Raw genomic sequence first — 22,329 nt, forward strand, 5'->3', positions numbered from 1 at the left:
GAGTGATGCCCGACCAACGGAGGACGGATGACCACCACCGCAGATCCCGACCAGGCCGAGATCCCCACGGTCTCCTTCGACGCGGAGCCCTCGACGTACCGCCACTGGACGCTCGACGTCCAGGGTGAGGTCGCGTACCTGCGGCTCGACATCGACGAGACGGGCGGCATCGTCCCGGGCTACGAGCTGAAGATGAACAGCTACGACCTGGGCGTCGACATCGAGCTCTACGACGCCACGCAGCGCCTGCGCTTCGAGCACCCCGGCGTCAAGGCGGTGGTGCTCACCAGCGCGAAGGACCGCAACTTCTGCGCGGGCGCCAACATCCGGATGCTCGCGCAGTCGAGCCACCCGTGGAAGGTGAACTTCTGCAAGTTCACCAACGAGACCCGCAACGGCATCGAGGACGCCACCGCGAACTCGGGCCAGACCTGGATCGCGGCCGTCAACGGCACCGCGGCGGGCGGCGGCTACGAGATGGCGCTGGCGTGCGACCAGATCCTGCTCATCGACGACAACTCCTCCGCGGTGTCGCTGCCCGAGGTCCCGCTCCTCGGCGTCCTGCCCGGCACCGGCGGCCTCACCCGCGTGATCGACAAGCGGAAGGTCCGCAAGGACCGCGCCGACGTGTTCGCCACCAAGTCCGAGGGCGCCCGCGGCAAGCAGGCCGTCGAGTGGAAGCTCGTCGACGAGGTGATCCCCAAGCGCGCCTGGGACGAGACGGTCGCCGAGCGCGCCGCCACCGCCGCGGCCTCCTCGACCCGCCCGTCCGACGCCACCGGCGTCCCGCTCCCCCCGCTGCAGCGCGAGGAGGACGCCGACGGGATCCGCTACCGCCACGTCACCGCCGTCTTCGACCGCGACGCCGGCCTGGTCAACATCACCGTCCACGGGCCGGAGGGCGACGTGCCCGACACCGTCGAGCGCGTCCACGAGCTGGGGGCGGAGTTCTGGCCGCTGGCCATGACCCGCGAGCTCGACGACCTGATCCTGCGGCTGCGCGCCAACGAGCTCGAGCTGGGCACGTGGATCGTCCGCACGAAGGGCGACGTCGAGGACGCGCTGGCGTTCGAGCGCGTGATCGAGCAGTTCTCCGGCTCCGACTGGCTGGTCAACGAGATCCGGCACTACTACAAGCGGGTGCTCAAGCGCCTCGACGTGACCTCGCGGTCGCTCATCGCGCTGATCGAGCCGGGCTCCTGCTTCGCGGGCGCGCTGCTGGAGCTGGCGCTGGCCTGCGACCGCCAGTACATGCTCGACGGCTTCATGGAGGAGGCCGACGAGGAGGGCGAGCCCGCGCAGCTGGTGCTCTCGGCGTCGAACTTCGGCACGTTCCCGATGTCCAACGGCCTCTCGCGGCTGGGCAGCCGGTTCTACGGCGACGACGACACCGTCGCCAAGCTGCGCCAGGAGACCGGGCGCCGGATCGACGCCGCCGAGGCGATGGAGCTGGGGCTGGTCACCGACGCCCCCGACGACATCGACTGGGAGGACGAGGTCCGGATCATGCTGGAGGAGCGGGCGTCCCTGTCCCCCGACGCGCTCACCGGCATGGAGGCGAACCACCGGTTCGTCGGCCCGGAGACCATGGAGAGCCGCATCTTCAGCCGGCTCACCGCCTGGCAGAACTGGATCTTCGTTCGACCCAACGCGTCCGGCCCTGAGGGCGCGTTGCGCAAGTACGGCACGGGACGCAAGGCCGATTTCGACCGGAAGCGGGTCTGAGGACATGAGCATCGACTACAGCGAGAAGATCCCCAACAACGTCGACCTCGCCGGCGACCGCAAGCTGCAGCGCGCGCTGGAGTCGTGGCAGCCCAACTTCATCAACTGGTGGAAGACGATGGGCCCGGCCGTCCCCACCGAGGACGTCTACCTGCGCACCGCCGTCGACGTCGGCCGCGAGGGCTGGGCCCAGTTCGGCCACGTCGCGATGGAGGAGTACCGGTGGGGCGTGTTCCTCGCGGAGCACAACGCCGACCGCAAGATCGCCTTCGGCGAGCAGAAGGGCCAGCCGGTCTGGCAGCAGGTGCCCGGTGAGTACCGCGCCGACCTGCAGCGCCTCATCGTCATCCAGGGCGACACCGAGCCCGCCTCGGTCGAGCAGCAGCGCCGCCTCGGCGAGACCGCGCCGTCGCTCTACGACCTGCGCAACCTGTTCCAGGTCAACGTCGAGGAGGGCCGCCACCTCTGGGCGATGGTCTACCTGCTGCACGCCTACTTCGGCCGCAACGGCCGCGAGGAGGCCGAGGCGCTGCTGCAGCGCAACTCCGGCGACCTCGACTCCCCCCGGATCCTCGGCGCGTTCAACGAGGAGACCCCGGACTGGCTGTCGTTCTTCATGTTCACCTACTTCACCGACCGGGACGGCAAGTACCAGCTCGGCACGCTGAAGGAGTCGGCGTTCGACCCCCTGAGCCGGACCTGCGAGTTCATGCTCAAGGAGGAGGCCCACCACATGTTCGTGGGCACCACCGGCATCGACCGCGTCGTCACCCGCACCGCGGAGCTCATGCGCGAGCACGACACCGACGACGTGTCCCCGCACGGCGGGATCTCGCTCGACGTCATCCAGAAGTACGTCAACTTCCACTACTCGGTCAGCCTCGACCTGTTCGGGTCCGAGAAGTCGACGAACGCGGCCAACTACTTCACCGCAGGGCTCAAGGGCCGCTGGCAGGAGGAGCGCCGCAAGGACGACCACCAGCTCACCGAGGACTCGTCCCACGTCGACCTCGTGCGCGACGGCGCCGTCACCACCGAGGAGGTCTCGGCGCTCGTCGCGCTGAACCACGACCTGCGCAACGAGTACGTGCAGGACTGCGCCACCGGCATGAAGCGCTGGAACCGCGTCCTGGAGAAGGCGGGCATCGAGCGCCGCCTGTCGCTGCCGCACGTCGGGTTCAACCGGGAGGTCGGGCTGTTCGCCGGGCACCACGTCACGCCGAAGGGCGACGTCGTCGGCCCGGACGTGTGGGAGGCCAACCTGGGGAAGTGGCTGCCCACCGAGGCCGACAAGGTGCACGTCCAGTCGCTGATGCGCCCGGTCTACGAGCCCGGCAAGATCGCCGGCTGGATCGCCCCGCCGAGCAACGGCATCAACGACAAGCCGTTCGAGTACGAGTACGTGCACTTCGCCTGATCCCGCCGCACGAACCGGCCCGGTCGTCCGATCCGCACGGACGACCGGGCCGTTCCCGTCGCGAGGGGCGGTCGGTCGCAGGTCGGCGGGGCGCCCACGGCGTCACGCCGAGGCGAGGAGGGCGAGCCCGGACGGGGTCAGCCGAGCGGGTGCCGGCTGGGTGCCGGGTGCCGCGATCAGGCCGGCGCGGACCAGGCGCGACCCGAGGAACTGGTCGCAGCAGCCGATGCCGTCGACGACGAGCGTGCCGGTACCGGTGACCTCGCACCGTCCGGCGCGCACCGCGCGCAGCACGGAGCGGTCGCGACCGGTCAGCGCGGCGGCGGCGTGCGGGTGGACGGGGGTCATGGCGGTCTCCTTCCGGTGCCTGTCGTGTCCCGACGGGCACGGGCCGGGTGGTCGCCGCGCCCGTCGGGTGCGAGAACGGTAGGTCGCAGCCGGGCACCGGGGATCCGGTCACCACCCGCCCTCGTCCCGGTCGCGCCGCCGGGACGTGCGGGATGCGGGCGGGCGGGCGGGGGCCGACCCGGGGACGACCCCCTACCCGGGGACCGCCCGCCCGCCGCTCCCCCGACCTGGTCGGACGAGCGGTCCGTCCGTCGTGCGGGATCAGGAACCGGCGGGTGCCGGGGCCGGCGGTTCCGGCTGGGGCAGCGGGTCGCACTGCACGTCGGACACGTCGCTCTCCGGCCGGCGCTCGGGCAGGGCCCCGGTGGCCAGGTAGTCGGCGACGATCGTGTCGGTGCAGGCCACACCCGACAGCGAGGCCGAGTGCGTGTAGCCCCCGACGCCCTCCACCAGCACCGCGTTCGGGAACAGCTCGCGGGCGTGCAGCGCCCCGGCGAACGGCGTGGCGCCGTCGAAGGTCTCGCTGAGCAGCAGGGCGCTGTCGACGCCGCTGCCGTCGACCTCGACGGGCGTGCCCGCCGCCGCCGGCCAGAACGAGCACGGCCCGTTGAACCAGGCGTTGGCCCACGTCTCGAACGGCGCCTCGGCGTCGACGCGCTCGTTGTCGGCGCGGACCCGGTCGAAGTCCTGCGGCCACGGCAGGTCGGTGCACTGCACGGCCAGGTAGACCGCGTAGCCGTTGTCGTCGGGGGCGGCCGGGTCGAAGCCGTAGGCGTCGACGATCGCGGCCACGTCGCCGTCGGTGACGTAGGCGGAGAACGCCTGGGCGATGCCGGGGTAGGCGAGCACGTTGTAGCCCGCGCTGAGGAACAGGTCGTTCCACTCCGACGGGCCGATGCCCTCCGCGGGCGCGGCCCGGAGCTGGTCCTGCACCGCGTAGTAGAGCGCCTCGACCTCGTCGCCGGTGGTGCCCAGCCCGTAGGTCGCGTCGTTCTCGGCGATCCAGTCGAAGAACGCGCCGATGTTGCGCTCGAACGCGACGTCCTGCTCGAGGTTGGCCTCGTACCAGATCTTGCGGACGTCGACGACGCCGTCCATCACGATGCGGCGCACCCGGTCCGGGTACAGCGTGGAGTAGACCTGGCCCAGGTAGGTGCCGTAGGAGAAGCCGTAGTAGTTGATCTGCTCGGCGCCCAGCGCAGCGCGGACGAGGTCCATGTCGCGGACGGTGTCGATGCTCGTGAGGTGGTCGAGCAGCTCACCGCCGTTCGCGGCGCAGGCGTCGGCGTAGGACTTCGACAGGTCCAGCCAGGCCTGCTCGGTGCCGGCCTCGGGCTGGTAGTCGGGGCGGTTGAAGCCCGCGTAGTCGGGGATGCAGCTCAGCGCGGGGCGGCTGGACCCGACGCCGCGGGGGTCGAACCCGATCCAGTCGTAGGACGCGCCCGCGCCGTTCGGCACGGACCCGCCGAGGAGCGCGAGCGTGAGGCCCGACCCGCCCGGGCCGCCCGGGTTGACGAGCATGACGCCCTGCGACTCCGCCGTGGTGTGCACGACGCGCGAGACGGCCAGCTCGATCGTGGCGCCCGTGGGGTCGTCGTGGTCGAGCGGGACCTCGACGAACCCGCACTCGGCCCCCGCCGACACGAGCGCCGACGCCGTGCACGGACCCCACACCACCGGGGCGGGGGTGAAACCCGCCGGGGGCGTCGACGCCTGCGCCCCGGGCGCCACCGCCATCCCCGCCGCCAGCAACCCGGCCGTCAACGCCGCCGCCACACTTCTCCGCACGTTCCCCCCGATCTCGTGACCGGGGGTCACGACGCGAGTGCGCCGCCCCCCGACGGTGACGAGCGTGTCACCTGATCCGCGTCGGAGCCACCACCGACCCGGTCACGCCCCGAACGTGTCGATCGCGGCGTCGACGCGCTCCCCGATCTCCGACGCCGACAGGCCGTAGCTCGGGATGTAGCAGAGCAGCCGGTCGTAGAGGCCGTGGAAGGCCGGCATCCGGTCCCGGACCTCGTCGGGGGTGCCCGCGACGGCCATCCGGTCGAGCATCGCCGGGCTGACGGCGGCGATCATGGCGTCGTGGTCGCGGGCCTTCCACGCGTCGCGGATCGCGGCGACCTCGCCGGTGAACCCCTCCAGCTCCACGAGCGGGGCGTAGGTGCGGACGACGGTGTAGAACGCGATCTGGGCGGCGGCGTCGCGGCGGGCGCGGTCGCCGTCGTCGGCGACGCTGGTGATGACGTACCCGGCGATCGGGACGTCGTCCGTACGGCCGGTCCGCGCGGCGCCCGCGGCCAGCGCCGGGCGCACCACGTCGTCGACGTAGCGGCGGGTGAAGATCGGGTGCCCGACCAGCCCGTCCGCGACGGCGCCCGCCGCCTGCACCATCCGCGCGTTGAACCCGGCGAGGTAGACCGGGATCGGGTCGGCCGGCGTCATCTCCGCGGTGGGGTGCAGCGCCATCCGGTAGAAGCGGCCCTCGTGCCGGACCCCGGAGGCGTCCATCGCCCAGATCCGGCGCAGCAGCGGCACCAGCTCCTCGACGCGCGGCGCGGGCGAGGCCCCGTCGACGCCGTGCCAGTCGCGCTGCATGGTGCGCGTGCCCGTCCCCAGCCCGAGGACGAGCCGGCCGCCGGAGAGCCCGGCGAGGTCGCGCGCCTCGGCCGCGAGGACCAGCGGGCTGCGGCCCACGGCGTACGCGATGCCGGAGGCGACCGTGATCCTCGACGTCCGCAGCGCCATCGCCGCGAGCGACACGGTGGCGGAGCGGTCGTAGAACTCGGTGGTCCAGACGGACTCGAACCCGCGCTCCTCCGCCCGCACCGCCGCGCCCACGGCGGTCGCCAGCGTCCCGCCGTGCACCGCCACACCCATCCGCTCGCTCATCTCTGGACACTAACCTCCGGGCGGGCCAGCATCCGGGTCATGGATCTCCTGCCCGGCGTGCGGTCCGCCACCGTCGACACCGACCGCATCCGGATGCACTACCTCGAGTCCGGGTCCGGCCCGGTCGTCGTGATGGTGCACGGCAACCTGTCCACCGGCCGGTTCTACGAGCACCTCATGCCGGAGCTGCCCGGCTACCGGGTCCTCGCCCCGGACATGCGCGGGTTCGGCCGCTCCGAACCCGCCCCGATCGACGCCACCCGCGGCCTCGACGACTGGGCCGACGACCTCGACGCGTTCCTGCGGGCGCTGGGGATCAGCGCGCCGGTGCACCTCGTCGGCTGGTCGACGGCGGGGGCGGCGATCGCCCGGTTCGCGATGGCCCGCCCCGTCGCCTCGCTGACGTTCATCGACCCGGTCTCCCCGCACGGCTACGGCGGCACGCACCCCGACGGCACCCCGTGCTTCCCGGACTGCGCGGGGTCCGGCGGCGGCGGCGCGAACCCCGAGCTCGTGCAGCGCCTGCGCGACGGCGACCGCGGCACCGACAGCCCGTTCTCCATCCGGAACGTCATGCGCGGGCTGTACTGGGCGCCGGAGCACACCGAGCCGCGCGAGGACGTCCTGGTCGACGAGGTGCTGCTCACCCTCGTCGGCGACGGCGGCTACCCCGGCGACTCGACGCCGTCGGAGAACTGGCCGGGCCTCGCGCCGGGCGTCACCGGCATCCTCAACGCGCTGTCGCCGAAGTACTGCGACTGGACCGGGCTCGTCGACGTCGCGGAGAAGCCGCCGGTGCTCTGGACGCACGGCGCGCGCGACCTCGTCGTCGCCGACGGGTCGATGCTGGAGTTCGGCGCGCTCGGCGCGGCCGGGGTCGTGCCCGGCTGGCCGGGTGCCGAGGTCTACCCGCCGCAGCCGATGATCGCCCAGATCCGGGCCCTGCTGGAGCGCTACGCGGCGGCGGGCGGGTCGGTGCGGACCGAGGTCTTCGAGTCGTCCGGCCACGGCCCGCACCTCGACGCCACCGACCGCTGGCTCGCCGTCTTCCGCGAGTTCCTTGCGCCGATCGGGTGATCTGCCGACGGAGCCCGGCCTCCCCGGACGACGGAGGGACATGAGCCCCGCAGCGGTCCGGCCCGAACCGGGTCCCGCGCTGCTCGCGCTCTACGACGACGCGCTCCCGCAGGTCTACGGCTACCTGCTGGCCCGCTGCGGGCGTCGGGCCCTCGCCGAGGACCTGACGGCGGAGACGTTCCTGGCCGCCGTCACGGCGAGCAGGCGGCACCCGCCGCCCGCGATGGGCGTCGGCTGGCTCATCGGGATCGCGCGGCACAAGCTCGTCGACCACTGGCGGGCGACCGAGCGGGAGGAACGCGGCCTGCGGGCCGTCGAGGAGATCACCGAGCCGCTCGACGACCCCTGGGAGGAGCACGTGGACGCCGTCGTGGCCCGCGAGGTGCTCGACACCCAGACCGCGCTGCACCGCGCCGCGCTCACCCTGCGCTACCTCGACGGGCTGCCCGTGCCCGAGGTCGCCCGCGCGCTGGGCCGCACCGTGCACGCCACGGAGTCCCTGCTCGCCCGCGCCCGCGCCGCGTTCCGCCGCGGCTACGAGGGGGGTGCGCGATGACCGACCCGCTCGACGCCCTGCGCGTCCCCGTCACACCCGTCGATCCCGATCCCGCGTTCGCCCGCGCCCTGCGCGCCCGGCTGGAGCGCGCCCTGCTCGACCCGAGGGAGGACCCCATGACCACCACGCTCGACGCACCCCGCACCACCGCCCGCATGCACGCGCTGACCCCGTACCTCGCCGTCACCGACGCCGTCGTGGCCGTCGACTTCTACGTCGCCGCGTTCGGCGCGGTCCGCCGCGGCGAGCCGGTCCTCATGCCCGACGGCCGCACCGGGCACGCCGAGGTCGCGCTCGGCGACAGCGTCCTCATGCTGGCCGACGAGTTCCCCGAGATGGGCCTGGCCGCGCCCGCGACCCGCGGCGGGGTGAGCCAGTCGCTGCGGCTGGAGGTGGCCGACCCGGACGCCGTCGTCGCCAGGGCGCTCGCCGCGGGCGGCACGCTGGAGCGGGCCGTCACCGACTCGCCGTACGGCCGCGGCGGGGTCGTGCTCGACCCGTCGGGGCACCGCTGGATGGTCTCCCGCGACGTCCCGGCGGCGCGCCACGGCGACGTCGTCTACGCCTCGCTGTGGTCGCCCGACGCCGACCGGGCCCGCGCCTTCTACGGCGCCGTGCTCGGCGACCTCGGCCGGCTCGGGATCAGCTCGGGGTCGGCCGCCGGGCTGTTCTGCGGCTACGCCGTCGACGACGTGGACGCCGCCGTCGCCGTGGTGCGCGCCGCGGGCGGCACCGCGACCGAGCCCGTCGCCGACCACGGCGGGCGGGTCGCCGACTGCGTCGACGACCAGGGCCTCGCGTTCGCGCTGTTCGAGGGCCCCGGCGCGCCGGTGACGGTGCCCGAGTACGCCGAGCTGCGGCTGCCCGACGCCACCCGCGCCCGCGCCTTCTACGGCACGGTGCTCGGCTGGGGGTTCACCCCGGGCCACGACCGGCCGGGCTACTGGAACGGCACCGTCGACGGCGAGCGCACCCGCCCCCGCACCGGGCTCGACGGCGGCCACGAGGTGCCCGCGGTGGTGCCGACGTTCACCGTGCCGGACCTGGCGTCCGCGACCGCCGCGGTCCGGGCGGCGGGCGGCGCCGCGGATGAGCCCACCACGGCCCGGTTCGGGCTGGTCGCCGGCTGCGTCGACGACCAGGGCTCCCGGTTCCTGCTGCTGCAGCGCTGACGCGCCCGTGCGCGGAAGGGATGGCCCTGGCCACCCTTTCCGCGCACGACCCGGTTCAGCGCAGCTCGGCCTCGATCAGGTCCGCCGCCCGGGTCGTCCCGCCCGCCGCCCGCAGCTCGTCGCGGAGGGCGGCGCTGCGGGCCCGCACCGCCGGATCGTCGAGCGACAGCAGCGCCTCCCGCAGCGCCGCCGGGGTGACGTCCCCGGCGGGCAGGTGCCGGGCCACGCCCAGCTCGGCGAGCCGCGCGGCGTTGCCGAACTGGTCGACGGCCTGCGGCACGGCCACCATCGGCACGCCCTGCCACAGCCCCTCCGAGCAGCCGCCCATCCCCGCGTGCGTGACGAACGCCGACGCCCGCCCGAGCACGGCGAGCTGCGGCACCCACCGCTCGACCCGGGTGTTGGCGGGGACCGGGCCCAGTTCGTCGAGGTCGACGTGCGCCCCGACCTGCACGACGACGTCCCGGTCGAGGTCGCCGAACGCGGCGAAGCAGGCCCGGTAGAAGTCCGGCACGTCGGTGTAGGCCGACCCGAGCGAGACGAGCACCAGCGGCCGCTCGGAGGCGGGCCAGTCCCCCTGGTGCGGCCGCCGGTCCAGGCACGGCCCGACGAACGTGTAGCGCTGCTCGTCGACGAGGTCGGCGTGCGGCTGCATGGCCCGCGGCAGGAGCACGAGCGAGCGCGGCGGCCGCCCGGTGAACGCGTCGACGTCGAGCGGCACGCCCTCGGCGGCGAGCCACGCCGCGAAGTCCTCCCGGTACGCGGCCACCGCGGGGTCGTCGCGCATCCCGGCCGTCATCGTGACGATCTCGGGATCGGACTCGTAGCCCTCCCAGGCCACCCGGGCCGGGGACAGCTGCACGAGCGGCCGGTCCCACCGGTGGGCCAGCACCCGCGCGGAGTATCCGCCGATGTCGGCGAGGAATAGGTCGGGCCGGTCGCCGTCGAACGCGGCGCGCAGCAGCGGGGTCGAGGCGATCCCCTCGTCGAGGAACAGCCGCATCCCGGCCACCGGCTCGGACGGCCACTGCTCCCCCGCGGTCTCGTCGGGCATCAGCGTGGCGTGGACGACGGGGGTGGCGCCGGCGCCCGCCACGGTGTCGGCGAACGGGGCGGGCACGGCGTAGCTGACGCGGTGGCCGCGCGCCACCAGCTCGGCGACGACGGGCAGGGACGGGTTGACGTGGCCGTGCGCGGGCGGCGCGACCATGGCGATGTGACTCATGCGGGGCTCCTGGCGGATCTACCGGATCTGGGCACGTCGACGCGCCGACGGTCGGGGACCGGCGGCGCGGGAGCCGGATCAGAGGTAGAGCGGGAGCGCGATCACGACGGCGACGCTACCGGGACGATCACCGCGGGACCACCCCGTTCGCGGTCGGGAACCCCGCCCCACCGGCACGCCGACCGGGACGATCCGTACCACCCTCGGCGCCGCCGGACCGGGCATCCTGGACGGATGGACCGCACCGAGCTCGGCGCCGCGCTGCGCACCTGGCGCGAGCGGCTGCGCCCCGAGGACGTCGGGCTGCCGGCCGGGTTCCGGCGCCGCACGCCGGGCCTGCGCCGCGAGGAGGTGGCGCAGCTCGCCGGCGTCTCCACCGACTACCTGACGCGCCTGGAGCAGGCCCGCGGCCCGAACCCGTCGGAGTCGGTGGTGGCCGCGCTCGCCCGCGCCCTGCGCGTCACCGACGCCGAGCGCGAGCACCTCTACCGCCTCGCCGGGGCCAGCCCGCCCGGGCCGGGCCGCATCCGGAGCACGGTCCGCCCGAGCGTCCAGCGGCTGCTCGACCGCTTCACCGACCTGCCGGCGCTGCTGCTCGACGCCAAGACCGACGTGCTGCTGTGGAACCCGATGGCGGCCGCGCTGCTCGGCGACTTCTCGGCGCTGCCGCCCGCCGGCCGCAACATGGCGCGGGCGATGTTCACCGGCCCGTTCCGCGACGAGGGCGACCCGGACCGCGAGCGGCTCGACCGCGCGGTCGTCTCCGACCTGCGCCGCGCCGCGACCCGCTACCCGGACGACCCGGACCTGCGCCGGCTGGTCACCGACCTGCGCGCGGGCAGCCCCGTCTTCGCCCGGCTCTGGGACCTGCGCGAGCTCGACGAGCGCCACGGCCACACCAAGACGGTCCGGCACCGCGACCTCGGGCCGCTGCTGCTGGACTGCAACTCCCTGTCCGTCGACGCCGACGACCAGCGGCTGCTCGTGTACTCGGCGGCGCCGGGCACGCCGGCGGCCGACGCGCTGGACCTGTTGCGCGTCGTCGGCCTGCAGCGCGTCGGCTAGTCTCGGCACGTGGCCTCCGACCTGGCTTTCGACGCGCTCGCCGATCCGGTGCGGCGCGAGATCCTCGCCGTCCTCGCCGGGCGCGAGGAGTGCAGCGCGGGCGAGCTGTCCGCGGCGATCTCCCGAGTCGGCCGCACGGCCGTGTCGAGCCACCTGCGCGTGCTGCGCACCGCCGGCCTGATCACCGAGCGCCGCACCGGCCGCTTCCGGATGTACGCCGTCGACCCCACCGGCCCGGCGCAGGACGTCATCCGGCAGCTGCAGGACCTGTTCCAGTCCTCCCTCGACGCGGCGAAGGCCGCCGCCGAGTCCACCCCCGGTACGGACCGCCGAGCCATGTGATGGGCGGCCTCGCCCTGCACGCGCAGACGAGCATCGAGGCTCCACCGGCCGCGGTCTTCGCGCTGTTCGGCTCCGAGAGCGGGGCGGGCTGGCTGTTCGACGCGACCTGCGACCGGGTCGCGGTCGGGGCCGTCGTCACGCTCCAGGCGCCGCTGGGGGGCGAGCGGATCACGGTGCTCGGGCGGATCAGCGCGCTGCGTCCGCCCGGCGCGGCGCGGCCGGGGCGCATCGAGCTGCGGCTCGACCAGCCGTGGCGCGGCCGGCTGCGGGTGCTGTTCGAGCCCGACGGCGCCGGCACCCGGGTGCGGATCGTCGCCGATCTCGATGACAGCGGGCTGAGCTGGCTGATGCGCCGCCGCGGCCACCCGGTCCCCGAGCGCGAGCACGCAGGCGCGCACCTCCTCGGGCTGCTCACCAGCAAGTCCGGGCCGGGCAGCGTGTTCGCCGCGTCCACCGAGAACCTCGCGGCGATGGCCGTCGAGGAGGTCAACGCCGACGGCGGCATCCGGGGGCGGCCGCTGCGCCTGGTCGTCGGCGACGACGGCACCGACCCGGCGACCGGCGCGGCGGAGGCGTGGCGCCTGGTCCGGGCGGGCTGCCGCACGCTGCTCACCGCCACCACCTCGGCCACGTTCGTGCGCACGGCCGCGGAGCTGCGCCGGTCCGGGGTGCTGCTCGTGCAGACCCTGATGAACGAGGGCGGGCTGGGCGGCGAGCTCTGCATGCAGCTCGGGGAGCGGCCCGCCGACCAGCTGCGCGCCGCGGCCGGGCCGCTGATGGCGGCGGCGAGCGGGCGGCGCTGGTTCCTCGCCGGCAACGACTACGTCTGGCCGCAGGTCGTGCACGCGATCGCCCGCCCGGTGCTGGCCGAGCACCGGGCGTCGATCGTCGGCGAGGGGTTCGCCGCGCTCGGCACCCGCGACTTCGCCCCGCTGATCGAGCGGATCACGGCCTCCGGCGCCGACGTGGTGCTGTCCTCGTTCGTCGGGGCCGATCTCGTCGCGTTCGAGCGCCAGTGCCACGCGATGGGGGTGCGCGAGCGCTGCCGCACCCTCACCTTCGCCCTCGACGAGCCCACCCGCGAACGGATCGGCGACGCCGCGGCGGCCGGGATGTGGGGCGTCTCGGGCTACTTCGAGCAGCTCGACGGCCCCGCCAACGCGGGGTTCCTGCGCCGCTACCGCGACCTGTTCGGGCGGTTCGCCCCACCGGTGTCGAGCATCGCGGAGTCGGCGTACGAGGCCGTGCACCTCTACGCGGGAGCGGCCCGCCGGGCCGGGGAGGACGAGCCGCGCACGATCGCCAGGGAGCTGCGGTGCAGCCGCGGGGACTTCCCGCGCGGGCCGGTCACCGTGACGGGCCCGGAGACCGTCCGGCAGGAGCTGTTCGTCGCCGAGGCGGTGGCGGGTGGTTTCGCCGTGAGTCCGTCCCGTTAAGGATCTTGACAACGCGCCACTACCTATTGACATGTGGTGATAACCATCAATAGCGTCGCGCTCTCACCGGTTGCCGGAGGTAGAGAGCCATGCCCGTACGCCCCCCTGATCCCGATGACCTGAAAGCGGTCGCCACCCACTACGGCCTCGGTCTCGACGACGCCGATCTCGCCTCGTTCTCCCCCATGGTCCACGGCCTGCTCACGTCCTGGGACGCCGTCGAGGCGCTCTACGACGCGTCCGCCCCGCCGATGCCGGAGCGGGCCTGGACCCGCCCCGAGCCGGCCGACAACCCGTACAACGCCTGGTACGTCACGACCTCGGTCACCGGGTCCGGCGAGGGCCCGCTGGCCGGGAAGACCGTGGCCGTCAAGGACAACACCGCCGTCGCGGGCGTCCCGATGATGAACGGCTCGAAGACGATGGAGGGCTACACGCCGCTGCGCGACGCCACCATCGTCACGCGGATGCTCGCGGCGGGCGCCACCATCGCCGGCAAGTCGGTCTGCGAGGACCTCTGCTTCTCCGGCGGCTCGCACACCTCGCGCACCGGAGCGGTGCGCAACCCGTGGGACGAGACGCGCTCCACCGGCGGGTCGTCGTCGGGCACCGCGGCGCTCGTCGCGTCCGGGCTCGTCGACGTCGGCACCGGCGGCGACCAGGGCGGCTCCATCCGGATGCCGGCGTCGTGGTCCGGCATCGTCGGGCACAAGCCGACCTGGGGCCTGGTGCCCTACACCGGGGCGTTCCCGATCGAGCAGTCGATCGACCACGTCGGCCCGATGACGCGCACCGTCGCCGACGCCGCGCTGGTGCTCAACGTGATCGCCGGGCCCGACGGGTTCGACCCGCGCCAGCCCCGCGACCTCGTCCCCGACGACTACGTGGCCGCACTGGGTCGCGGCGCCGAGGGCCTGCGCGTCGGGATCCTCTCCGAGGGCTTCGGCCTGCCCAACTCCGACCCCGGCGTCGACGCCTCCGTGCGCGCGGCGGCCGAGTCGCTGCGCGACGCCGGGCTCGTCGTCGAGGACGTCTCCGTCCCGTGGCACCTGCACGGCGCCAAGATCTGGGACGTCATCTCCGTCGAGGGCGCCGCGTCGCAGATGGTCGACCTCAACGGGTACGGCCTGAACTGGAAGGGGCTCTACGACCCCGAGGTCATGGAGCACTACGGCAACCAGTGGCGCGCCGACGGCAGCCAGTTCTCCGAGACCGTCAAGCTGGTGCTGCTGGCCGGCAGGCACGCGCTCACCACCCAGCGGGGCAAGCACTACGGGATGGCGCAGAACCTGGCCGTGCAGCTGCGGGCCGCCTACGACGAGGCGCTCTCGCGCTACGACGTGCTGGTCCTGCCCACCACGCCCATCCACTCCACGGTCATCCCCGACCCGGACGCGCCGCGCGAGGAGATCATCGGCCGGGCGCTGGAGATGGTGGCCAACACCTGCGTCACCGACGTCACCGGGCACCCGGGGTGCAGCGTCCCCGCCGGCCTCGTCGACGGCCTCCCCACCGGGATGATGATCATCGGCAAGCAGTTCGACGACGCCACGGTGCTGCGCGTCGCCCACACGTACGAGCAGGCGGTCGGGGGCTTCCCGACGCCGGCAGGAGCTACCGCAGGGAGCCAGGCATGAACGGCGTGCACGACCTCGGGGGGACCGACGGTCTCGGTCCCGTCGAGATCCCGGAGAACGAGCCGGTCTACCGGGCGGAGTGGGAGAAGGCGGCGTTCGCCATGTTCTCCATGACCTTCCGCGCCGGGTTCTTCGGCATCGACTCCTTCCGGTACGGCATCGAGCAGATGCACCCGGCCACGTACCTGCTCTCGCCCTACTACGAGCACTGGGTGCACACCGTCGAGCACCACGGCTTCGCCAAGGGCCTGCTCGACGAGGCCGAGCTCGACAAGCGCACCCAGTACTACCTGGACAACCCCGACGCGCCGCTGCCGGAGGAGAAGGACGACCCCGACCTGCTGGCGTTCGTCGACGGCGTGGTCAAGGCCGGGGCCCCGGCGGGCCGCCCGTCGGACAAGGTCGCGCAGTTCTCCGTCGGCGACCGGGTCACCGTCGCCTCCGACGTCCCGTACGGCCACACCCGCAAGGCCGGCTACATCCGCGGCCGCACGGGCGTGATCGAGCTGGCGCACGGCACGTTCATCTACCCCGACAGCGCCGGCAACGGCGGCCCGGACGCCCCCGAGCACGTCTACACCGTGAAGTTCACCAACACCGAGCTCTGGGGCGCGGAGGCCGCCGAGCCCAACGGCGTCGTGCACTTCGACGTCTGGGAGCCCTACATCACCCTCGCCGCTACCACCGAGAAGGCCGCCTGATGACCGCCACCGTCCGCACCCAGGAGGAGATCGCCGCCCGCGTCAAGGCGCTGGAGGCGATCCTGATCGAGAAGGGGATCATGACGACGAAGGCGGTCGACCGCCTCGTCGAGATCTACGAGAACGAGGTCGGCCCGCAGCTCGGCGCCGCGGTCGTCGCGAAGGCCTGGACCGACCCGGAGTTCAAGGAGCGCCTGCTCGCCAACGGCACCGAGGCGTGCGCGGAGCTGGGCATCGGCGGCCTGCAGGGCGAGGACATGGTGATCGTCGAGAACACCGACACCGTGCACAACGTCATCACCTGCACGCTGTGCTCCTGCTACCCGTGGCCGGCTCTCGGGCTGCCCCCGAACTGGTACAAGGACCCGGCCTTCCGCGCCCGGATCGTGCGCGAGCCCCGCAAGGTGCTGCGCGAGGACTTCGGGTTCGACGTGCCGGAGTCCGTCGAGGTCCGCGTCTGGGACTCCTCGTCCGAGATGCGCTACTGGGTCCTGCCCCAGCGCCCGGCCGGCACCGAGGGCCTCGACGAGAAGGCGCTCGCCGCGCTCGTCAGCCGCGACTCGATGATCGGCGTCGGCCCCGCGAAGGCCGCCTGATGGCGTTCCGCCAGGACGCCACCGAGCTCGGTGACGCCCGGCGCCGCGTGGAGACGCTGGTCTGCGACCTCCCCGGTGGCGGCGACGCCGAGCGGTCGTTCGATGAGCCGTGGGAGGTGCGCGCGTTCGCCATGGCCGTGGCGGCCTACCACGCCGGCCAGTACGAGTGGTCGGAGTTCCAGCTCTCCCTGATCGACTCGATCAAGAAGTGGGAGACCGACGGCGGCGCGGAGCCCTGGTCGTACTACGAGCACTGGCTGGAGGCGCTGGAGACCGTCCTCGCGGGCAACGGCGCGCTGTCCGACGCCGTGCTCGACGACAGGACCAAGGCCGTGCTGGCCACGCCGAGGAACGCCAACCACCACGAGGCCCACCGCGAGCCGGTGGCGGTGGATCCCGCCAGGTAGGTGTAGCGCCGCGCGCTCGTGCGCGGTAACCATTGCCGTGGCAACGGTTGCCGCGCACGAGTCCGACGCAGGAGGACGCATTGTCCGGGTACTACACCGATGAGGTCCACGGGAAGCACGAGTACTTCGACCTGGGCAACTTCGCCCTCACCACCGGTTACACGATCCCGAACGCCCGGCTCGGCTACAAGACCGTCGGCACCTTGAACGCGGCCAGGGACAACGCCGTGCTGGCGCCGCACATGTTCTCCGGCACCTCGGCGTTCATGGAGACCTACGTCGGCGAGGGCCGCCCGCTCGACCCGGCGGAGCACTTCGTGATCCTGCCGGGCCAGTTCGGCGGCGGGTTCTCCTCCAGCCCGTCGAACACGCCCGCGCCGTTCGACCGCGGCCAGTTCCCCCTCGTCGCGATCGCCGACGACGTGATCGCCCAGCACCGCCTCGTCACCGAGCACTTCGGCATCTCGACGCTGCGGGCCGTCATCGGCTGGTCGATGGGCGGGCAGCAGACCTACGAGTGGGCCGTCCGGTTCCCGGAGATGGTGCCGCGGGCCGCCGCCTTCGCCGCCACCGCACGCAACCCCGTGCACAACCAAATCTTCATCGACACCTGGACGGAGCTGCTGACCTCCGACCCGGCGTTCCGCGACGGCTTCTACGACGACCCGGCGGAGGTCCGGCTCGGGCTCCAGCGGCTCGCGGTGTCGTTCTCGCTGATGGGGCTGTCGGCGGCGTTCTTCCGCGAGGAGCTGTGGCGCGGCCTGGGCTTCGTCTCCTCCGACGACTTCCGCCAGGGCTTCATCCGCGGCTACTTCGCCCCGATGGACCCCAACAACCTCCTCGCGCAGGGCCGCAAGTGGCGCGCGAGCGACATCTCCGCGCACACCGGGGGCGACCTCGCCGCCGCACTCGGCCGGATCACCGCGCAGTTCTTCGTCGTGCCCTTCTCCGAGGACCTGTTCTTCCCGCCGGAGGACTGCGAGGCCGACTGCGCGCAGATCCCGAACGGGCACTACCGCCCCATCGAGACGCCGATGGGCCACTTCGGCATGTTCGGGCTCCGTCCGGAGGACCCGGCCGCCGTCGATGCGGTGATCGCCGAGATGCTGGCCTCCTAACGGCCCAACCCGGACTTCTTTCACGGCGTTCCGGACTTCTTTCACAGTGCGTAGCGGCACGCTCGGTCTTTCGTGACCGTGCGTGCCGCTACGGTTCGCGCGTTCGGGTGAGCCGGCTCCCCTCGCTCCCCGCCCGCCCCCCCGGCGACCGCGGTCGCCGCACTGTCGTGACAAGGAGCAGTCCGTGTTCGAAGGTTTCAGCAAGGCGTTCGTCCGTGAGGCCATCACCCGCAGCTCCGAGAACGAGGTCGACCGCCGCCGCTTCCTGCGCGCCGCCGGCCTCACGACCGTCGGCGTGGCGGGCACCGGTCTCCTGACCGCCGGCACCGCGTCGGCGCACGAGGGTGACGACGACGGCGCGGTCACCGACGCCGCCGTCCTCAACTTCGCCCTCAACCTCGAGTACCTCGAGGCCGAGTTCTACCTCCGCGCGGTCTACGGCGAGGGCCTGTCCGACGACCAGATCGACGGGTCCGGCGACCTCGGCGGCGTCACCGGCGGTCGCAAGGTCGACTTCGAGACGAAGCTCGGCGCCCAGTACGCCGCGGAGATCGCCCACGACGAGCGCGACCACGTCGACTTCCTGCGCTCCGCCCTCGGCGACGCGAAGGTCGCCCGCCCGACGATCGACCTCGACGGCGCCTTCACCGCCGCCGCCCGAGCCGCCGGTCTCATTGGCCCGGACGAGGAGTTCGACGCGTTCGCCGACGAGAACAGCTTCCTGCTGGGTGCCTTCGTGTTCGAGGACGTGGGCGTCACCGCCTACAAGGGCGCCGCCGCGCTCATCTCCAACAAGACGTTCCTGGAGGCCGCCGCCGGCATCCTCGCCGTCGAGGCCTACCACGCCGGGCTCGTGCGCACCGTGCTGCTGGCCAAGGGCCTGTCCGACCCGGCAGGCAAGATCTCCGACGCCCGAGACAGCCTCGACGGGTCCGACGACCTGGACCAGGGCATCGTCGACGCCGACGGCAACAGCAACATCGTGCCGACCGACGCCAACGGCATCGCGTTCTCCCGCAACGTCGAGCAGGTGCACAACATCGTCTACCTGACCCCGGAGGCGGCCGGCTCGGGCGGCTTCTTCCCCGACGGCACCAACGGCACGTTCACCCGGAGCGGCGACCAGACCTGATCCCCGGACCCACCACCGCCGCGTCCCAGTCGATGTGGCGGTGGTGGATCCAGTTCTGCGCGCCGGGGCGCACCATGCGCAGGCCCACCGGCACGAGGGCGTCGCGCAGGATCCGTCCGACGGGTCCGGCGACCTTCTGCTTCCCGGCGCGGGCCCCGGCCCGGACGATCCGCTGCACCCGGTCGCGACGGAGCCCCTCGTAGGCGGTGAACGCCGTCGCGGGGTCGGGGGCGTCGCGCAGGCAGCGGGCCAGCTGCACGGCGTCCTCGGCCGCCATCGACGCCCCCTGCCCGGAGGCGGGCGAGGTCGCGTGGGCGGCGTCGCCGATCACCACCATCCGGCCGTCGTGCCACCGGCGCACCGACGGCAGGTCATGGGAGTCCCATCCCCGCAGCTCGCCGGGGGTGGACTCGACGATCGCCGTCGCGGGCGTCCGGTCGTCGGCGAACAGGTCCCGCAGCCACGTCCGCCACTGCGCGTCGGTCAGCGCGGCAGCGCCGGCGCGCCACGGCGGGTTGGCGAACCACCAGACCCCGCCGTCCGGGGCCACCGCCCAGCCGAAGAACGCGCGCCGGCCGAACACCATCTCGTAGACGCCGGGCTCCGCACCGGTCTCCTGCGGCGGGGCGAACCCGCCGACGTTGAGGACCGGCAGCAGCCGCGGTGGCGTCGCCGCCGGGTCGATCAGCGTGCGCACGCGGGAGTGGACGCCGTCGGCGCCGATCAGCAGGTCCGCCGTCGCGGAACCGCCGTCGGCGAAGGAGGCGCGCACGCCGTCGCCGTCGGGGACGGCGTCGACGAGGCGGTGGCCGTGCTCGACCGTGATCCCCCGCCGCTGCGCCTCCTCGCGGAGGAGCGCGTAGAGGTCGGACCGGCGCAGCGTCACGCCCACGGTGCCGTCGGCCAGGGGCTCCCCCGTGCCCACCTGGCCGAGCAGCCGGCCGGATCCGCTGCGCAGCCGGATCGCGGGCGTCGGGAAGCCGAGACCGGCGACGTCGACGCCGACGGCGCGCAGCGCGTCGATGCCGTTGATCTGCAGGGTCAGGAAGACCCCCTGCTCGTCGGCGGGGCCCGGGCGCGCTTCGAACACGGTCGCCGCGACGCCCGCCCGCTGCAGCGCCATCGCCGCCACCGGCCCCGCCACGCCGCCGCCGATCACCAGTGCTGTGCGCACGTCCGCTCCTCGATAAGCTCACTCGGATGCTCAAGTATCTCGTCCAACCAAGTCTCTTGGTAGACCGAGATACTGTCAAGGAGGAAGTCGTGGACCAGGACGTCACCGCGGGGGTGCTGCGGCTGATCGCGAGCGCGGTGCTGCACAACCAGGCCGTCGCGCAGCGGCTCGGCCTCGGCGCCAGCGACTCCCAGTTCCTGACGCTGCTCGACGTGCACGGCCCGCTGACGCCCGGCCGCCTCGCCGAGCTCACCGGACTGTCGACGGGCACCGTCACCGGCGTGATCGACCGCCTGGAGCGCGGCGGCTTCGTCGAGCGCACCCGGGACGGCGGCGACCGTCGCAGGGTCCTCGTCGCCCCCGCCCCCGGCGCCCGCGCGACCCTCGCCCCGCACTACCGCGAGCAGGGCGAGCACCTCGCGGCCGTCCTGAGCACCCGCACCCCCGACGAGCTCCGCGTGATCGCAGCGTTCCTCGACGACCTCGCCCCGCCCTGAACGGTCCTCCCGGTTCCGTTCCCCGGCGCCCGGGACGCTGCGAGCCCGGGAACGAGGAGCCTCTCCGTCTACTGACCACTCTCTCGATACTCGAGACCGGACTCTGAACAACTCGAACAGATGTTCGCCTACGCGCCCCGTTTCCTGGTAGAATTCGACCATGTCCCCGATCCGTTCCGAAGCAGCTCTCATCGAGCGGATCGCGCTGCTCGAAGAACGGAAAGCGGCCATCGCCGCCGAACAGTCCGAGGCCGTTCTCGCATTTGCGACAGCACACGCGGAATCGCAGACCGCGGCCGGTGACGTCGACCCGGAGATGCTCGAACGCAGTATCGCCGCCCAGGTCGGGTTGGCCTGTCGGGTGTCGCCGACCGAGGGCAGGCGGCGGGTCCGGATCGCCCGGGACCTGCACGCCGGGCACACCCGGGTCCGGGAACTGTTCACCGCGGGACGACTCAGCGAGTACCAGACCGCGACCATCGTCGCCGCCACCGCGCACCTGTCCGGCGCTGAGCGTTCCGAGGTCGACGAGATGCTGGCGCAGCGCCGGGTCGAGACCCTCGGCGTGCGCCGGATCCACGACCTCACCCGGTCCCTGGCCGCGCGGGTCGCTCCGGAGAAGTTCACCGCCCGCTGCCGGGCCGCCCGCACCGGCCGCCGGGTGTCGGTCCGCCCCGTCGCGGACGGGATGGCCGATCTGACCGCCCACCTGCCGGTCGAGGAGGCCGTGGCCTGCTACGCCGCCCTCGCCGCTGCGGTGAACGAGGTCGCGGTGCGGGCCGAACCGGTCACCCGTGGGCGCGGTCAGATCATGGCCGACACCCTGGTCGAACGCCTCACCGGACAGGCCACCGCCCGCGATGTGAACGTCGAGATCCAGGTGCTGGTCCCGGTCGAGGCGCTGGTCGACCCCGCCGGCCCGCTGCCCGCGCAGATCGCCGGCCACGGACCCGTCCCGGTCGAGTTCCTCACCACCGAAGAGGGCCGGAGGACGTGGCGACGGCTGATCGCCCGCGACGGGGTGGTGATCGGCGGGGACTCCCGCAGCCGCCTGTTCACCGGGCGGTTGGCCGCGCTGATCCGGGCCCGGGACGGCCACCGCTGCCGCGAACCGTACTGCGACGCCCCGATCCGCCACATCGACCACACCCACCGCTGGAAAGACGGCGGCCGCACCGAGTTCACCAATGGCCGCGGATTGTGCGCATTCCACAACCACGTCCGGGAAACAGCGGGGTGGCGAGCGGCCGTCACGAACTCTGGAATCGTCACCACCACTCCCACCGGCCGGGTATACAGATCGGACATCGATATCCGCGCCGAAAGACGGTCCGTCCTCGCCGGTTGACATCCCGCAAGGAAGCGGCGCTCTCCTGCTCGGCCCGGTTATGGTCGACCGGCCCAGGTCGGCCGAATCTACGTACCCGGGCCGGGCGGGCGTCGACCCCGGCCCGACGTGCCCGCGTGCCACATGCCGTCCCGCAGGGACGGGCGAGACGCCCGGTGGTACGGCCCCACGAGCTCAATCGCGCAACGGACCACCGCCCCCGTTCTGCGTGTGGGTGGACCGCCCGCCACGGCCCGACACCCGGCGACGCCACGGACGTCCCGACCACTCCTCGTACACCCGCCCCGCAGCACACCCGTCGGCGGCCGCGCACTCGCCGGTGGCCGCCACGATTCGCCGAACGACATCGGCGCACTGGCCGCGCGCCGGCGACCCACTCGCCGGTGGCAGCGGCACTCGCCAGGCGGCAGCGGCCAACTCGCCTGGCGTCGGCGGCGAACCCGCCGAGCGGCAGCGGCAAA

General features: G+C 73.4%; 21 protein-coding genes. 16 read left to right on the top strand and 5 right to left on the bottom strand.

Going from position 1 to position 22,329, the window contains the following annotated elements:
- Window positions 1-27: 27 nt before the first annotated feature.
- The gene (gene boxC / locus H6H00_RS02550; protein ID WP_185719772.1) at window positions 28-1,725 is read left to right on the top strand and encodes a 2,3-epoxybenzoyl-CoA dihydrolase; all 1,698 of its coding nucleotides are present in this window, start codon (window positions 28-30) and stop codon (window positions 1,723-1,725) included.
- Between the two features lie 4 nt (window positions 1,726-1,729).
- Entirely contained in the window at window positions 1,730-3,142 is a 1,413-nt protein-coding gene (gene boxB / locus H6H00_RS02555) for a benzoyl-CoA 2,3-epoxidase subunit BoxB (protein WP_185719773.1), read from the top strand.
- Window positions 3,143-3,244: 102 nt separating this feature from the next.
- Here boxB and H6H00_RS02560 read toward each other — a convergent pair whose 3' ends face one another.
- The 3 genes from H6H00_RS02560 to H6H00_RS02570 all read right to left on the bottom strand — a co-directional run bounded on the left by H6H00_RS02560 (window position 3,245) and on the right by H6H00_RS02570 (window position 6,385).
- Entirely contained in the window at window positions 3,245-3,490 is a 246-nt protein-coding gene (locus H6H00_RS02560) for a hypothetical protein (RefSeq protein WP_185719774.1), read from the bottom strand.
- Window positions 3,491-3,751: 261 nt separating this feature from the next.
- Window positions 3,752-5,308, bottom strand: a complete 1,557-nt coding sequence (locus H6H00_RS02565) for an alpha/beta fold hydrolase (RefSeq protein ID WP_255425541.1) — start codon at window positions 5,306-5,308, stop codon at window positions 3,752-3,754.
- Window positions 5,309-5,380: 72 nt separating this feature from the next.
- Window positions 5,381-6,385: an LLM class flavin-dependent oxidoreductase gene (locus H6H00_RS02570; protein ID WP_221775772.1), complete on the bottom strand. Its 1,005-nt coding sequence runs from the start codon at window positions 6,383-6,385 to the stop codon at window positions 5,381-5,383.
- A gap of 39 nt (window positions 6,386-6,424) precedes the next feature.
- Here H6H00_RS02570 and H6H00_RS02575 point away from each other — a divergent pair, with 39 nt between their 5' ends.
- Genes H6H00_RS02575 through H6H00_RS02585 form a run of 3 tightly spaced genes read left to right on the top strand, consistent with a single transcriptional unit; the run spans window position 6,425 to window position 9,190 of the window.
- A complete protein-coding gene (locus H6H00_RS02575) occupies window positions 6,425-7,462 on the top strand; it encodes an alpha/beta fold hydrolase (protein ID WP_185719775.1) in 1,038 nt (345 codons plus the stop codon).
- Between the two features lie 40 nt (window positions 7,463-7,502).
- Window positions 7,503-8,018, top strand: a complete 516-nt coding sequence (locus H6H00_RS02580; RefSeq protein ID WP_185719776.1) for an RNA polymerase sigma factor — start codon at window positions 7,503-7,505, stop codon at window positions 8,016-8,018.
- On the top strand, window positions 8,015-9,190 hold the full coding sequence (locus H6H00_RS02585; RefSeq protein WP_185719777.1) for a VOC family protein: 1,176 nt from the start codon (window positions 8,015-8,017) through the stop codon (window positions 9,188-9,190). Before H6H00_RS02580 ends, H6H00_RS02585 begins: the two co-directional genes overlap by 4 nt.
- A gap of 55 nt (window positions 9,191-9,245) precedes the next feature.
- Here H6H00_RS02585 and H6H00_RS02590 read toward each other — a convergent pair whose 3' ends face one another.
- The gene (locus H6H00_RS02590; protein ID WP_185719778.1) at window positions 9,246-10,415 is read right to left on the bottom strand and encodes a macrolide family glycosyltransferase; all 1,170 of its coding nucleotides are present in this window, start codon (window positions 10,413-10,415) and stop codon (window positions 9,246-9,248) included.
- Window positions 10,416-10,649: 234 nt separating this feature from the next.
- Here H6H00_RS02590 and H6H00_RS02595 point away from each other — a divergent pair, with 234 nt between their 5' ends.
- The 9 genes from H6H00_RS02595 to H6H00_RS02635 all read left to right on the top strand — a co-directional run bounded on the left by H6H00_RS02595 (window position 10,650) and on the right by H6H00_RS02635 (window position 18,849).
- Window positions 10,650-11,480: a helix-turn-helix transcriptional regulator gene (locus H6H00_RS02595; RefSeq protein ID WP_185719779.1), complete on the top strand. Its 831-nt coding sequence runs from the start codon at window positions 10,650-10,652 to the stop codon at window positions 11,478-11,480.
- 9 nt (window positions 11,481-11,489) lie between these two features.
- Window positions 11,490-11,822 carry an ArsR/SmtB family transcription factor gene (locus tag H6H00_RS02600; protein WP_185719780.1) on the top strand — a complete coding sequence of 111 codons (333 nt, stop codon included), beginning with the start codon at window positions 11,490-11,492 and terminating at the stop codon, window positions 11,820-11,822.
- On the top strand, window positions 11,822-13,258 hold the full coding sequence (locus tag H6H00_RS02605) for an ABC transporter substrate-binding protein (RefSeq protein ID WP_185719781.1): 1,437 nt from the start codon (window positions 11,822-11,824) through the stop codon (window positions 13,256-13,258). The genes H6H00_RS02600 and H6H00_RS02605 overlap by 1 nt, the downstream gene beginning before the upstream one ends.
- 89 nt (window positions 13,259-13,347) lie before the next feature.
- Window positions 13,348-14,895 (top strand): amidase, encoded by a 1,548-nt coding sequence (locus H6H00_RS02610; RefSeq protein ID WP_185719782.1) that lies wholly within the window; start codon window positions 13,348-13,350, stop codon window positions 14,893-14,895.
- Window positions 14,892-15,596: a nitrile hydratase subunit beta gene (gene nthB, locus H6H00_RS02615; protein WP_185719783.1), complete on the top strand. Its 705-nt coding sequence runs from the start codon at window positions 14,892-14,894 to the stop codon at window positions 15,594-15,596. Before H6H00_RS02610 ends, nthB begins: the two co-directional genes overlap by 4 nt.
- The gene (nthA, locus tag H6H00_RS02620) at window positions 15,596-16,192 is read left to right on the top strand and encodes a nitrile hydratase subunit alpha (RefSeq protein WP_185719784.1); all 597 of its coding nucleotides are present in this window, start codon (window positions 15,596-15,598) and stop codon (window positions 16,190-16,192) included. Before nthB ends, nthA begins: the two co-directional genes overlap by 1 nt.
- Window positions 16,192-16,599 carry a nitrile hydratase accessory protein gene (locus H6H00_RS02625; protein WP_185719785.1) on the top strand — a complete coding sequence of 136 codons (408 nt, stop codon included), beginning with the start codon at window positions 16,192-16,194 and terminating at the stop codon, window positions 16,597-16,599. Before nthA ends, H6H00_RS02625 begins: the two co-directional genes overlap by 1 nt.
- Window positions 16,600-16,679: 80 nt before the next feature.
- Window positions 16,680-17,717: an alpha/beta fold hydrolase gene (locus H6H00_RS02630; RefSeq protein WP_185719786.1), complete on the top strand. Its 1,038-nt coding sequence runs from the start codon at window positions 16,680-16,682 to the stop codon at window positions 17,715-17,717.
- Window positions 17,718-17,901: 184 nt separating this feature from the next.
- Window positions 17,902-18,849 carry a ferritin-like domain-containing protein gene (locus H6H00_RS02635; protein WP_185719787.1) on the top strand — a complete coding sequence of 316 codons (948 nt, stop codon included), beginning with the start codon at window positions 17,902-17,904 and terminating at the stop codon, window positions 18,847-18,849.
- Here H6H00_RS02635 and H6H00_RS02640 read toward each other — a convergent pair.
- A complete protein-coding gene (locus tag H6H00_RS02640) occupies window positions 18,824-20,023 on the bottom strand; it encodes an FAD-dependent oxidoreductase (protein ID WP_185719788.1) in 1,200 nt (399 codons plus the stop codon). The two genes, H6H00_RS02635 and H6H00_RS02640, sit on opposite strands and share 26 nt — an antisense overlap.
- Before the next feature lie 89 nt (window positions 20,024-20,112).
- On the opposite strand from H6H00_RS02640, the gene H6H00_RS02645 reads away from it, so the two are divergent.
- Window positions 20,113-20,520: a MarR family winged helix-turn-helix transcriptional regulator gene (locus H6H00_RS02645; protein WP_255425542.1), complete on the top strand. Its 408-nt coding sequence runs from the start codon at window positions 20,113-20,115 to the stop codon at window positions 20,518-20,520.
- Window positions 20,521-20,680: 160 nt separating this feature from the next.
- Window positions 20,681-21,868, top strand: coding sequence for an HNH endonuclease (locus H6H00_RS02650; protein WP_185719790.1), 1,188 nt, complete (start codon window positions 20,681-20,683; stop codon window positions 21,866-21,868).
- Window positions 21,869-22,329: the final 461 nt, after the last annotated feature.

This window comes from Pseudonocardia petroleophila (assembly GCF_014235185.1).
GTDB classification, from domain to species: Bacteria; Actinomycetota; Actinomycetes; order Mycobacteriales; family Pseudonocardiaceae; genus Pseudonocardia; species Pseudonocardia petroleophila.